The organism is Gordonia sp. VNK1, from assembly GCF_040049135.1.
Classification (GTDB): Bacteria; Actinomycetota; Actinomycetes; order Mycobacteriales; family Mycobacteriaceae; genus Gordonia; species Gordonia oleivorans.
This window is the reverse complement of record NZ_JBDZDJ010000012.1, coordinates 19,020-31,994: the sequence shown is the minus strand read 5'-3', so window position 1 is coordinate 31,994 and position 12,975 is coordinate 19,020. Positions and strand designations below refer to the sequence as shown.

The 12,975-nt window shown below is 67.0% G+C and carries 14 protein-coding genes; 7 read left to right on the top strand and 7 right to left on the bottom strand.

Annotated features, from left to right (window positions below; translation table 11 throughout):
• The first annotated feature begins 50 nt into the window (after window positions 1-50).
• The 3 genes from ABLE94_RS15615 to ABLE94_RS15605 are packed head-to-tail and all read left to right on the top strand — an operon-like array spanning window position 51 to window position 2,187.
• The gene (locus ABLE94_RS15615; RefSeq protein ID WP_348809205.1) at window positions 51-911 is read left to right on the top strand and encodes a hypothetical protein; all 861 of its coding nucleotides are present in this window, start codon (window positions 51-53) and stop codon (window positions 909-911) included.
• Window position 912: 1 nt separating this feature from the next.
• The gene (locus ABLE94_RS15610) at window positions 913-1,755 is read left to right on the top strand and encodes an MlaE family ABC transporter permease (protein ID WP_425476215.1); all 843 of its coding nucleotides are present in this window, start codon (window positions 913-915) and stop codon (window positions 1,753-1,755) included.
• A gap of 36 nt (window positions 1,756-1,791) precedes the next feature.
• Window positions 1,792-2,187, top strand: a complete 396-nt coding sequence (locus ABLE94_RS15605) for a phage holin family protein (protein ID WP_348804522.1) — start codon at window positions 1,792-1,794, stop codon at window positions 2,185-2,187.
• Here the strand turns inward: ABLE94_RS15605 and ABLE94_RS15600 are convergent.
• Window positions 2,184-3,041 (bottom strand): LLM class F420-dependent oxidoreductase, encoded by an 858-nt coding sequence (locus ABLE94_RS15600; protein ID WP_348809204.1) that lies wholly within the window; start codon window positions 3,039-3,041, stop codon window positions 2,184-2,186. The two genes, ABLE94_RS15605 and ABLE94_RS15600, sit on opposite strands and share 4 nt — an antisense overlap.
• A gap of 202 nt (window positions 3,042-3,243) precedes the next feature.
• Here ABLE94_RS15600 and ABLE94_RS15595 point away from each other — a divergent pair, with 202 nt between their 5' ends.
• Together ABLE94_RS15595 and ABLE94_RS15590 are read left to right on the top strand one after the other, a co-directional pair.
• Window positions 3,244-3,399, top strand: a complete 156-nt coding sequence (locus tag ABLE94_RS15595; protein ID WP_348809203.1) for a DUF1059 domain-containing protein — start codon at window positions 3,244-3,246, stop codon at window positions 3,397-3,399.
• Window positions 3,396-4,541: an EAL domain-containing protein gene (locus ABLE94_RS15590; RefSeq protein WP_348809202.1), complete on the top strand. Its 1,146-nt coding sequence runs from the start codon at window positions 3,396-3,398 to the stop codon at window positions 4,539-4,541. Before ABLE94_RS15595 ends, ABLE94_RS15590 begins: the two co-directional genes overlap by 4 nt.
• Before the next feature lie 27 nt (window positions 4,542-4,568).
• Here the strand turns inward: ABLE94_RS15590 and ABLE94_RS15585 are convergent, their stop codons facing one another.
• Window positions 4,569-6,335, bottom strand: a complete 1,767-nt coding sequence (locus ABLE94_RS15585; protein WP_348804526.1) for a hypothetical protein — start codon at window positions 6,333-6,335, stop codon at window positions 4,569-4,571.
• A 45-nt stretch (window positions 6,336-6,380) separates the two neighbouring features.
• Between ABLE94_RS15585 and dtd the strand changes: the two genes are divergently transcribed.
• A complete protein-coding gene (gene dtd, locus ABLE94_RS15580; protein WP_348804527.1) occupies window positions 6,381-6,833 on the top strand; it encodes a D-aminoacyl-tRNA deacylase in 453 nt (150 codons plus the stop codon).
• A 150-nt stretch (window positions 6,834-6,983) separates the two neighbouring features.
• Here dtd and ABLE94_RS15575 read toward each other — a convergent pair whose 3' ends face one another.
• Window positions 6,984-7,673, bottom strand: a complete 690-nt coding sequence (locus ABLE94_RS15575; RefSeq protein WP_348809201.1) for a hypothetical protein — start codon at window positions 7,671-7,673, stop codon at window positions 6,984-6,986.
• Between the two features lie 120 nt (window positions 7,674-7,793).
• Between ABLE94_RS15575 and fdhD the strand changes: the two genes are divergently transcribed.
• On the top strand, window positions 7,794-8,654 hold the full coding sequence (gene fdhD / locus ABLE94_RS15570; protein WP_348804529.1) for a formate dehydrogenase accessory sulfurtransferase FdhD: 861 nt from the start codon (window positions 7,794-7,796) through the stop codon (window positions 8,652-8,654).
• Between the two features lie 6 nt (window positions 8,655-8,660).
• On the opposite strand, the gene ABLE94_RS15565 is transcribed toward fdhD, so the two are convergent.
• From ABLE94_RS15565 to ABLE94_RS15550, 4 genes are read right to left on the bottom strand one after another with little or no spacing between them, the layout of a single operon-like run.
• Entirely contained in the window at window positions 8,661-9,728 is a 1,068-nt protein-coding gene (locus ABLE94_RS15565; protein ID WP_348804530.1) for an ABC transporter ATP-binding protein, read from the bottom strand.
• A 46-nt stretch (window positions 9,729-9,774) separates the two neighbouring features.
• On the bottom strand, window positions 9,775-11,085 hold the full coding sequence (locus ABLE94_RS15560; protein ID WP_348804531.1) for an ABC transporter substrate-binding protein: 1,311 nt from the start codon (window positions 11,083-11,085) through the stop codon (window positions 9,775-9,777).
• Between the two features lie 49 nt (window positions 11,086-11,134).
• Window positions 11,135-11,971: a carbohydrate ABC transporter permease gene (locus tag ABLE94_RS15555; RefSeq protein WP_348804532.1), complete on the bottom strand. Its 837-nt coding sequence runs from the start codon at window positions 11,969-11,971 to the stop codon at window positions 11,135-11,137.
• Entirely contained in the window at window positions 11,968-12,885 is a 918-nt protein-coding gene (locus tag ABLE94_RS15550; RefSeq protein ID WP_348804533.1) for a carbohydrate ABC transporter permease, read from the bottom strand. Before ABLE94_RS15550 ends, ABLE94_RS15555 begins: the two co-directional genes overlap by 4 nt.
• Window positions 12,886-12,975: the final 90 nt, after the last annotated feature.

The window sequence follows — 12,975 nt, the reverse complement described above, 5'->3', positions numbered from 1 at the left end:
CGAAGTACCGCGAGCCGCACCCACGGCCCGCACGAGAAGTGGAGTACCCCATGTCGAACCGAGTGGTCGCCCAGACCGACAACACCGAGACCGACAACACCGAGACCGACAACACCGGCGCCGAATCCACAGCACCGCAGCCATCGGCACCCGAGCAGGACACGACCGTCGACGCGACGGCCGCCGAGACACCGACCGTCGAGGCACCGACCGTCGAGGCACCGACCGTCGAGGCCGACACCGGGAAGGGCGCACGGCGCGGGCAGGTGACCCTGTCGACGCGGACGCTGGTGGTCTCGGCGCTCGTGATCTTCCAGACCTTGTTGCTGATCGCGGCGACCGCGGTGATGATCGTGTTCATCGTCCGCGACACCGCGGCACGAAACGAGCTCGGCGACATGGCCTCCGCCGCCGCCGACAATGCCAAGGCGCAAGAGGTCGCCGGCACCTACGCGGTGGCCGCGGCGACCCTGGACTACCAGGACCTCACCCCGTGGATCGCCGCGATGAAGAAGGGCGTGAGTCCGGAACTGCAACGCAAATACGACGTCGTCGGCCAGACGATGGAGCAGATCATCACCCCGTTGCGGATGAAGACCACCGCCGAACTGGTGCTCGCCAAGACCACCGAGCATGCAGGCGACATGTTCAAGGTGGATGCGGTGGTCAACGTGACCACCTCCACGGTGCAGAATCCGTCCGGCGGTACCGCCGTCGCCGTGTACACCATCACCCTCGACCGCTCGCAGAACTGGCTGATCACCCAGGTCGGCGATCCCACCCAGAGCATCGCGGGCAATCTGGGGTCCGCCGCAGCGGGTGGCGGGCAGCAGGGCCAGCCGAGCGCCGGTGCCACCCCGACTCCCACCACATCCGCGCTGCCCGCTCCGACCCCGGCTCCCGGGGGCTGAGGTGAGCGCGCCGACCATCTCGCCGGGACTGACAGCTCGGAAAGCGTTCGCGCAGAACTTCTCCGACAATGCGCTCGGACCCGTGCGCACCCTGGGCCGCACGTTCCGGCTGGCGATCACCACGGTCCTGCAGATCGGGCTGGACATCCTGCGTGGGCAGCTCAAGGTCAAGGAGACCGTGGTGATGGGCTGGTACCTGGTGAGTGTCACCGCGGTACCGGCCTTTCTGATGGCCATCCCGTTCGGTGTCATCGTCACGATCCAGATCGGCAACATCATCAACCAGTTGGGCGCTCAGTCGCTGCTCGGCGCAGCCAGCGGGTTCGCCGTCATCCAGCAGGCCGCACCGCTGGCGTCGGGTGTGCTGCTCGGCGGCGCCGGGGCGTCGGCGATCGCCGCCGACCTCGGTGCCCGCACGGTGCGCGAGGAGATCGACGCGATGCGCACCATGGGTATCGATCCCGTTCAGCGGCTTGTGGTGCCCCGGGTGATCGCCGCGGCCGTCGTCGCCCCGCTGCTCGCGCTGTTCATCATCCTGGTCGGCGTGATCGCCGCCTTCTATCTCGCGGTCATCATCCAGGGCGCCGGCCCCGGCAGCTACTGGCAGTCCTTCGGATCGTTCGCATCCCAACGAGATCTGCTGCTGGGCATGATCAAGGCCTCGATTTTCGGGGTGATCATCTCGGTGATCGGATGTCAGCGCGGACTGGAGGCCAAGGGCGGCCCCCGCGGTGTCGCCGACGGCGTGAACGCCACCGTGGTGGTCTCGACCGTCGGCATCATCGGCGTGAACTTCATCATCACGCTGATCTACACCGTGTTCTTCCCCCTGCAGATCGGCTGAGATGCACGACGACGAGCGTTTGGCACACTATTGACCATGCGTGCCTTTCTGATCCAGAGCGCCCTGTCCGGCCTCGCCCTGTGGATCGCCACCCTGATCGTGCCGGGACTGGACTTCGTCTACCCCGCCGACGCGGGCTTCGGCCTCAAACTCGGCATCGTCGTGCTGGTGGCACTGATCTTCGGTGTCATCAACGCGTTCGTGAAGCCCATCGTCCAGATCCTGGCGATCCCGCTCTACATCCTGACGTTGGGTCTGATCCACATCGCGATCAACGCGTTCATGCTGGAGATCACCTCGTGGATCACCCACAACACCACGCACTGGGGTCTGGAGGTCGACGGCTTCTTCTGGTCCGCGATCTTCGGTGCGCTGGTGATCTCGGTGGTGAGCTGGTTGATCTCGATGATCCTCAAGGAACCTGTCGACTAAGGAACCTGTCGACCCAGGATCGCGGCCAGCTGGGGTACCGGTGCGGCCGAACCGAGCACCTGAATGGCCACGTGATCGGCGCCCGCGGTGAGGTGTTCGTCGATCTGAGCACGGACCACGGCCGCGTCACCGTGGGCGACGAGCGCGTCGATCAGGGCGTCGCTGCCGCCGTTGGCGATATCGGCGTCGGTGTACCCGAGCCGCTTGAGGTTGGTGACGTAGTTGCGCAGGTGCAGATACGGCTGGTCGACCGGCGGGCGGCCGACGGCACGCGCGGCCTCCGGGTCGGTGTCGAGGACCACCTTGTGCTCGGGGGCGAGCAGCACCCCCTCCCCCAGGATCTCGCGGGCCTGAGCGGTGTGCGCGGGAGTGGTCAGGTACGGGTGCGCTCCCAACGCCCGTTCGGCCGACATCCGTAGCATCCGCGGACCGAGAGCGGCGAGAAGCCGACGCTCCGGCGGCACCTTCTTGCCGTCGAGGGCATCGAGATAGTGCCCGACCGCCCGGAACGGCGAGGTGTATTCGGCAGTGGCCTCCGGATGCCCGGCACCGATCCCGAGATAGAAACGTCCCGGGAAGTCCTGCTCGATTTGATGGAACTCACCGGCGATCGCATCCGGGTCGGTGTTCCAGATGTTGACGATGCCGGTGGCCACGGTGATGTTGTCGGTGGCCTCGAGGATCTTTCGGATCGGCTTCAGATGTTTCGGTGAACCCCCCAGCCAGATCGTGCCGACCCCGAGTTCTTCGATCTGGGCGGCCTCCTCGGGGGAGAACCGACCGAACCACCCCCAGATGCCGTATCGGCCGAAACGCTGGACGTGTTCTGACTTCGACGTCGATGAGGCGCTCATGTTGAGCGCCAACACCCGGGGTACGTGCACTATTCCGGCTCACCGCGATCGGCCCAGCCTGATTCATGACCGGACCGGTCCAGCGCGGCACGCGCGTAGCATCGGGGCAGCGGATGCCGGGGCGGGGCACGGCAGGAAAGCATGTGAATACCCGTCCGCGTATTCGAAAGAGGCATCTCATGAAGGTTTTTGGTGCTGATCCGTGGTCCCCGACTGCGACGCGCGTTTCGAGGACGGCAGCGAGGAACGGATCCTCGAGAAGGTCACCGAGCACGACGCCACCGATCACGGGATCACCGCACTGTCGGCGACGACGCGTGAGCAGATCAGGCACGCGATCACCGATCGGGGGACGTGACGCCGGAACACCAACGGGCACCGTCGAACTCCGACGCCGAACTCATCGTCGACGCCCTCGTCCGCACCGGCCGCCCACCGCGGCTGGTGTTCCAGCCGGTGGTCGACATCCGACGCATGGTGGTGGTCGGATACGAGGCGTTGAGCCGCTTCCCCGGCCCGGTCGACCTCGCTCCCGACGCGGCATTCGCCGCGGCCGACCGCATCGGTTGCGGTATCGAGCTGGAGTCGGCAGCGATCGCCGCGGCCCTGTCCGCCCGCACCCGGCTGCCGACGAATTGCTTTCTGTCGGTGAATGTCTCACCGGAGGCGCTGGTGTCCCCGCAGGTCGGGCGGCTGCTGCGGGACGCCCCGCTGTCGCGGGTGGTGTTCGAGCTGACCGAGCATTCCGAGGTCGAGGACTACCAGGGCGTCCTGCGGGTGATCGCCGACATCCGCGCCGCGGGTGGGTTCGTCGCGGTAGACGACGCCGGAGCCGGCTACGCGAGTCTGCACCACATCCTGGTCATTCGCCCGGACTTCGTGAAGCTCGACCGCACCCTCATCGTCGGCATTCACGCCGACGAGGCCAAGGGGGCGCTGGTGGAGATGTTCGGGCACTTCACCAGCCGCACCGACGCCTGGCTGGTCGCCGAGGGGATCGAGAACCTCGACGAACTGCGCCGGCTGATCCAGCTCGGGGTGCCTCTCGGGCAGGGAAACCTGTTGGGCCGCCCCGCCGCAGAGATGGGTCCGATGGCGCAGGTGTGCCCCGACTCGGGCCAATACCCACCACCGTCCGCGGACATGATCGGTCACTTCGTCGAGGCCGCCCTGACCGCGCCGGTGGCCAGCACCGACGCGGCGCTCGATACCCGGCTCGGCAACGATCCGGGCCATCACGGGGTGATCCTGCTCGACCCGACCGACCGGCCCGCCCTGTACGCGGTCCGGACCGGCTGCTCGGGCATCGATCGCCGCGACGTGCTGCGCATGCTGGAGACCACCGACCTGCGTCAGGCCGTGTCCCGGGCGATGACCCGACCTCACCTGTCCCGCTTCGACCCGCTGGCCTGCTGCGATCGATCCGGCCGGCTCCGCGGCATGGTTCTGATCGAGCGACTCGTCGAGGCGCTGGCGTGGCGCTACACCCCACCGCAATGACGTGGCGGGCGACACGGCGGCGTGCCGTCACACCTGCGACAACGCCCGATCGCGACGTTCGATGATGTCTCGGCGCATCTGCGAGGTCAGCAGGTCCGCGGTGCCGAGTTCGATCGCCGCGGAGCCGGCCGGATGGACACCGATCGCCGCCAGCAGGGCACCGGCCCGCTGCGACACGCTCCCCGAGACGCCGAACCACGAGACGAAGTCGCCCACGGTCATGGTGGCGAACTCGCCGTTCAACGTGTGATTGGCCCGGCCGATGATCCAGCCGGCCGAGGCCGCCGACCTCGCCACCGATGCCCGGCGTCGAAACACCGCCGGATCGTTTCGTGCGACACGGGACAGCAAGCGGCGCATGGCCGTTCGGTGCTCCACATCGAAGAACTCGTCGGCCGCGGCGTCGCAGAGCGCACCGATGTCCGCGACGGCGTCGACGATGTCGGGGGCGATACCGGCGGTCTCGAACTCCTCGTCGGGCAGCGGCCGATCGTCAAGTGCCAGCAACGCCGGCCGGCCGCCGACCATACGGTCGAGCCGCGAGAGGGCGATCTCGGCCGAACCGAGCGCCGACGGTTCGTCCGCGCCGGTCAGTGCCGACCCCAGGGCGTGTGCCAGCATGTCCGCACTCGACGGCCGATCGCTGCGGCGGATCTCGCGGAGGTAGTCCGGCTCGTATTCATCGATGGCACGCAGGGTTTCGGCGGTCGAGGCGGCGGTGACCTCCTGCTCGGCGTGGGCGAATCGCACGAAGGCGCGCATGACGTCGGGATAGCCCGCCATCTCCTGCGGATCGAAACGGACCTTGCGCGGGATGCGGTCGAGCAGGAGGATCTCCACGACCACCGGGCTCCACCGCAGCGGATCGGCCTCGACGAGCCACAGGAACGCCTCGACCGCGTCGCGCGCCTCGGGGGTGTCGATGTCCCGGCCGTACGGGGAGGCGAAGAAGACCTCGGTGAGTTCGTCGAGGTCCTCGGCCGACCACTCCCGCGCCTCGGGTACGACACCACCGGGCGGCAGCAGACGCACCAGCCATTCCACCAGCGGCCGGCACATCGGCCAGGAGTCACTTTCCGGCGGCGGGAACACCCTTCTGCCGTCCTCGCCGGCACGCTCGATGATCGCGCGAGCGGTGACCGGGTCAACCGCCTCGATGGTGGGCGCGGACTGCGTCCTCGGCGCACTGGAGCGGATGTGGTCGAGCAGTTCCTCGTGCCCGCTGGGCACCACGAAGCCGTCCTTGAGCGCCGAGCCCATGTTGTGGTCGAGGAATGCCACCACCGATATCTCGTGTCCCGACGACAAGGCGACGGTGAACATGTAGTCGTCGCCGTCGCCGAGTTCGTGGGTCACCAGTGACACCCCGGAGGTCACCCGGACGTCGCCGAGATGACGCAGCCAGTCCGGCATCGGTTGCCGGCGGGAGGCCAGTTCCCGGGTGATCCGGGCGCCGAGCACCTCGTCGGGCAGGAACTCGCGAATGACCATCAGCGCGGCCGTCGTCTCCGCGAAGGAGATCTCCAGGAACGACTCGATCAGGGTCTCACGCTGTTCGGCCACATCGCCGCGACCCAGCAGGTCCCTGCGCGCGTCGGTGACCTCGAGGAGGCCACTGACGGCGATGAGCAGGTCGAGCGGTTCCTCGGACCGCAACGCTCCTCGGATCGACGCGATCAGCGGCTGGTCCTCCGCCCGCGAGGACTCCCGCGGCGCGGACGGCACCGGACGCAGGTGCCGTGGGCGTTGCTTCTTGGTGCCGCCGCGTTTCCCCGGCCGTGTTTTCTTGCCCATGGCCACAGCAGCCTACCGACCGCGCCCGGATTACCCTGACTGCTCATGCGAGCAGTGATCCAGCGGGTGACCGCGGCCCGGGTGATCGTCGACGACACGACGGTCGGCGAGCTCGACCTCACCGACGGCCGGCAAGGCCTGGTGGTCCTCGTCGGGGTCACCCACGACGACGGCCCGCCGCAGGCGGCCGCACTCGCCGACAAGATCTGGCGGTTACGCATCCTCGACGGCGACGGCGAGGTCCGCGAGGTATCCGCGGCCGACGTCGACGCCCCGATCCTGGTGATCAGCCAGTTCACCCTGTACGCGAACACCGCCAAGGGCCGTCGGCCGTCGTGGAACGCCGCGGCCCCCGGACCGGTGGCCGAACCACTCGTCGACGCCGTCGTCGAGGCGCTGCGGTCGGCCGGCGCCACCGTGGCGACCGGCCGGTTCGGCGCGCACATGGCCGTCCACCTGGTCAACGACGGACCGGTGACGATCACCGTCGAGGTCTGACACGATCGACGTCCCGCCCCACTCGCGCGGGCGCTCCACGTCCGCGCGGTACCCCCGCCCCCACGCGGTCATTGCACGACGCGCGCGAGCGTGGAGCAGGCGCGCGGACGAGAACCACCCGCGCCAAGCGGGCCAGTCACGCAGGAACCATCAGTCCAGCAGGCACCACGAGCCGTCACCGATCCGGCGGGCGTGCCCGGGGACGTCGGACATGTTGAGTGTCGGTGCGTAGATCGAGGCCGTGACCGTCGCCCGATCACCGTCGATCTCCACTGATTGCACATCGAGGTCGACATCGGCGGTCTCACCCTCCGGCGCGAACGCGCCGAGGAGATCGAGAACTCCGAGAAGCTCGGTGGACTCCGGGCAGATGTACCCCTTGGCGCCCTCGATGTCGTAGGTGCTCAACGCCTGGGTGTATCCCTCGTAGGCCGCGCGCACCGCCTGCTCATCGGAGCTCGACGACGCGAGCACCCCACCCGAACCGGATTGGCTCAGGAGGACGACTCCGCCGATGACGGCACCGATCACCACGACGACGCAGAGGATCACGACGGCCCAGACGCCACCCGATCCACGCCGCGGTGGCGGCCCCGCCGGCGGAAGGCCGCCGGGATAGAACTGCGGCGCGGCGGCATTCGGTGGATACGGACCAGGAGCGTACGGATTCTGAGGGTACGGATTCTGGGGATACGGATTCTGTGCGTACGGATTCTGGGGGTACGGATTCTGGGGATACGGCTGCGGGCTCGGGCCCGGCTGCGGATATGCCCCCGGCCCGTACGGCGACGCGGGCCGAGCCCATGGGTCCCGTTGCGGATCCGGTCCGGGCCAGGTCATCGCGACTCCATCCGATCGGGGTTGGCGTGAGCTCACTTTAGACCGGCGATGTGCAGGTCAGCGCCCCGGGAGGGGCACGTCGTCCGAACGGACCAACGGTTCGCGCGGTACCGTGAGGCCATGGGACGCATCACCGCTCGACGCCGCGTCGTCCGCGTCCGGCAGGGTGCCGAACCGACGTCGCGGGCCGACGTCCTCGCCGTCGAGGAACCGTTGGAGATCCGCGTCGACGGCCGCCCACTGGTCGTCACGATGCGCACGCCGGGTGACGACGTCGATCTCGCCACCGGCTTCCTCGTCGCCGAGGGCGTGATCGCGCGGGCCCACGACGTCTCGATGGCGCGCTACTGCGCCGGCGCCACCGCCGACGGGGTCAACACCTACAACGTTCTCGACGTCACGCTCGCGCCCGGCGTCCCACCGCCGGATCCGTCCCTGGCCCGTAGTTTCACCGTCACCAGCGCGTGCGGCGTGTGTGGCAAGGACAGCATCGACGCCGTCCGGACCCGGTCGCGGTTCACCGTCGCCGACGACCCGATGGTGATCGACGCCGATCAGGTTCTCGCCCTGCCTGATCGACTGCGCAAGAAGCAGAAGGTGTTCGACAAGACCGGCGGGTTGCATGCGGCCGGGCTCTTCGACGCCGTCACCGGTGAGCTGCTGACACTCCGCGAGGACGTGGGTCGCCACAACGCCGTCGACAAGGTGATCGGAGCGATGACGATCGCGGATCGACTTCCGTTGCGTGGCACCGTGTTACAGGTTTCCGGGCGGGCCAGTTTCGAGTTGGTGCAGAAGGCGGTCATGGCAGGCATCCCGATGCTGTCGGCGGTCTCGGCGCCGTCGTCGCTGGCCGCCGATCTCGCCGACGAGCACGGATTGACCCTCGCCGGTTTCGTGCGCGGCGGGTCGATGGTGATCTACAGCCGCGCCGACCGGATCAGAACCGTGGCCACGCAGGCCGGATCGCAGGTGGGCTGAGCCCCCTCAGATCCGGGTGCCGGTCGCGGTGTCGAACCAGTGCATCTCCTCCGGCAACGGGGTCAGCCCGAGTTCGTCCCCGACGGCGAACTCCCGGTGATGATCGGCGCGCACCACCACCCGCCCGGACCGTGGTGTCACCTCGGCGGAGCAGTAGATGTACTGTTCGGCGCCGAGTTCCTCCACCAATTCCACTCGGGCTCTGACCGTTTCGGGTTCGTGCACCGGCCCGACGCGCCACGCCTGCGCCCGCAGGCCGACGGTGACACGCGCCGGCGCGCCCGGTGGGGCCGCAATCGTGGCGTCGCCCAACGCCACCGCCGAACCGTCGCGTTCGACGTCGACCAGGCACATCTGCGGGCTGCCCATGAATCCGGCGACGAACATGTTGACCGGATCGCGGTAGATCTCTCTGGGGGTCCCGACCTGTTGGAGCACACCATGATCGAGGACGGCCACACGATGCCCCATCGTCATGGCCTCCACCTGATCATGGGTGACATACAGGGTGGTGGTACCCAGTTCGCGTTGCAGCGCCGCGATCTGCGCCCGCGTGCTCACCCGGAGTTTGGCGTCGAGATTCGACAGCGGTTCGTCCATGCAGAACACCCGCGGCCGACGGACGATGGCCCGGCCCATCGCCACCCGCTGACGTTGACCGCCGGACAGTTTCGCCGGTTTGCGCCCGAGCAACGATTCGAGCTCGAGCATCCGGGCGACGTCGAGGACACGGGCCTGCGTGTCCGCCTTGGACATTCCCGCGTTGCGGAGTGCGAACCCCATGTTCTGCGCGACCGACATGTTGGGGTAGAGCGCGTAGTTCTGGAAGACCATCGCCACGTCGCGCTCCCTGGGCGCCTTTCCGGAGACATCAGCACCATCGATGAGGATTCGGCCCGATTCCACCGGCTCCAGGCCCGCCAGCATCCGCAGGGTGGTCGACTTGCCACATCCGGAAGGGCCGACGAGCACCATGAATTCGCCGTCGCCGATGTCGAGGTCGAGTGCGTCGACAGCCGGCGGCGCGTCGGGTAAGAACTGCCGGGTGACCGCGTCAAAGGTGATGGATGCCATGAATGAGGTGTTCTGCCTATGCTTTTCGTCTACCCTGCGAGCGAGGTCAGTTGGGCAGCTTGGACTTGATCTGGGTGTCGTAGATCTGCTGCAACTGGCTCTGCACGTCGGCGAGTGTGTCGGTCACGTTCGCGTTCTGCAGTCCGATCCGCTCGTATCCGGTGCCGATGATCTTGTCGGCACCGGGCAGGAACACGCGCGCATAGTCCTGCGACCGGGTCTGCGGGAGTTGTGTGATCGCGGTGGCGAAATTCGGGTTCTGGGCGAGAAAGGATGTCATCGCCGGATCGGACGCGGCCGCGCTGCGCACCGGCATGTAGCCGACGTTCTGGGAGAAGTAGACCGTGTTGGCGGTGTTGGTGATGAAGTCGATGAACTTGAGCGCATTGATCTTTCGTTCCCGGGAGATGTTCGCGGGAATCGCCAGTCCGGCACCGCCGGTCGGGCATCCCTTGATCCCGTCGGGCGCGGGCAGGAAGGCGGTACCGACACCGAAGCGGGCGTTGTCGGTGATTCCGGACAGGTCGCCGGTCGAGGCGACGGTGGATGCGATGATCCCGGCACTGAAGTCGCCCGCGATGTCATTGGAGATCTTGGCGTAGCGGCCGGTGTTGATGGAATCGGAGAACCAGGTGGCCGCGGCGATGGTCTTCGGATTGGTGAACTGCAGGTCCCATTCGTCGGAGTAGGCGCCACCGAACGTCCACGTGGGCCCCTCGAAGGTCCAGCCCAGATAGTCGGTGGCGTTGCCCCAGCCGTGGGCCTGCTTGCCGTCGCCGACCGCCTGCTGAATGCGCGGTCCCCACTCCCCGAATTCCTGCCAGGTGTTGGGTCCCCGATTCGGCAGTCCCGCACGGGTCCAGACGTCCTGGTTGTAGTAGAACAACGGCGTCGAGCGCGAGTACGGCAGCGCCCAGTGCTTGTCGTTCCAGTGGTAGTCGTCGTAGAGCGAGGTGACGTAGGTCGACGGGTCGACGCCCGCGTCGCCGTAGAGATCGTCGAGCGGCGTGATCGCTTTCAGCAGTGCGAAATTGAACCACCAGACGTCCGAGAGCACCACGATGTCGGGCAGGTCCCCGCCGGAGAGGGCGGCATTGAATTTCTGGGCCAGCTCTTCGTAGTTCTTGCCACCGTCGACGAGGGATACCTTGATGGTGGGATTGGCCGCCTCGAATCGCGAGATCAGTTCCTTCTCGACGTCGGTCGACTTGCCCGGGTGATTGGACCAGAACGTGAGATTGTTGGCGTCCCCGCCCGAGCCGCCGCTGCCGCCGGAACCGGCGCAGGCCGCGAGCGTGGCGGCTCCGGCCGCGGCAAGAGCGCCGGTGAGTACCGCGCGGCGTGAGATGTCGGTCATCGTGAGTCCCCTCCTGGAGTGTGCATGTCGTTTCCTGCGTGCATGACTGTCATCCCTTGACCGCCCCCGATGTGAGCCCCTTGATCATCTGGCGTTGCAGGACAAGGAAGATCAGCAGGATCGGCAGCATCGCGAGGACGGTCGCGGCCATCACCGGCCCCCAGTTGGTGAGGCCGTCGTTGTTCTGCAGTTGGGTGAGCCCCACCGGGAGGGTCGCGACGCGGTAATCGTCGGCCATGAGGAAGGGCCACAGGTATTCGTTCCACTCGTTGACCAACGTGATCAGGGCGAACGCCACCATCGTGGGGATCGAGATCGGCAGCACCACGCGCAGCAACAGCCGGACGTGCCCGGCGCCGTCCATCCTCGCGGCCTCGATGATCTCGGCCGGAATCGACAGAAAGTGGTTGCGCATCAGGAACGTTCCGAACGCCACCCCGGCCAGCGGCACGATGATCCCGACGAAGGTGTTGCGCAATCCCAGCTGCGCCACCAGCGAATAGTTGGTGATCACCGTGATCTGGTTGGGCACCATGAGTGCCGCGATGATCGTCAGGAACACCAGGTTCTTGAACGGGAATCGCAGGAACACCAGTCCGTACGCACTGAGCACACCGAGGACGAACTTGATGATCGTCAACGCGCCCGCGGTGATCAGGGAATTGCCCAGGAACCGCCAGAACGGCACCGATGTCGTCGCCTCGCGATAGTTCTCCGGGTGCCAGGTCGACGGCCACCACACGGCGGGCTGCACATAGATCTCGGAACGATCCTTGAAGGAGGCCAACAGGATCCAGATCAGCGGCAGGGCGACCACCACGACGACCACCGCCATCGCGAGGTAGCCGGATGCGGTGGCGATCCGGGCGCGGGTCGATGCGTTCATCGCTCGCCCCGATCCATCACCCGCACCTGCAGGACCGTGATGATCAGCAGGACGACGAACATGACGGTCGCCACCGTGGCGCCGTAGCCGGCCCGGAAGTTGCGGAAGGTCTCCTCATAGACCTGGTACACCATCGTCGTGGTGCCGTTGCCGAGCGGCCCGCCGCGGGTCATCACGTTGATGATGTCGAAGACCTGCAGCGAGTTCAGCATCACCGTGATCGACAGGAAGTAGGTGGTGGGCCGCAGTTGCGGCAGCAGGACGCGCCGGAAATGCGTCACCGGTCCCGCCCCGTCGATCAGGGCCGCCTCATCCAGATCGGCGCGTCGTCCCTGGAGCGCGGCGAGGTAGATCACGAAGGTGTACCCGACGTTCTTCCAGAGGTAGGTCACCGTGATCATCACCATCGCCCACCCGGGTTGCTGATAGAAGTCGGGCGCCGGACCGAGACCGGTGCGCACCATCAGGTCGTTGATGAGTCCGAAATTCGGGTCGAAGACGAACTGGAAGGCGATGCCGATGGCCGCGCCGGAGATCACGAACGGCGCGAACACCGTCGAGCGCACCAGGTTTCGTCCGGCCAGTTTGCGATCCAGCAGGACCGCGAGCGCCAGTCCGATGACCATGCTGCCGATCACCGCGGCGAGGGTGAAGACCACCGTGTTCGTGACGATGATCGCCGTGTCGGATCGGGTGGCCCACTCGCGGTAGTTGTCCGTACCGATGAAGGTGGCGCCGGGCGAGGAGATGTTCCAGTCGTAGAACGACATCCGGATGTTCTCGATCAGTGGCCGGTAGGTGAACACCACCAGCAGAACGAGATTGGGGCCGACGATGGCCAGGAACAACAGGTAGGTGCGCCACGGACGACGATGACCCGCTTGTGGCAGGACATGCTCGGTCACCGGTGGCACGCGAGTGAGTGTGCGTGCCTCAGCCGTCGTACGGCACAACACTCATCGACACATCGGTGAACGGTTCACCAACCGATAGTTGGCAAGGGT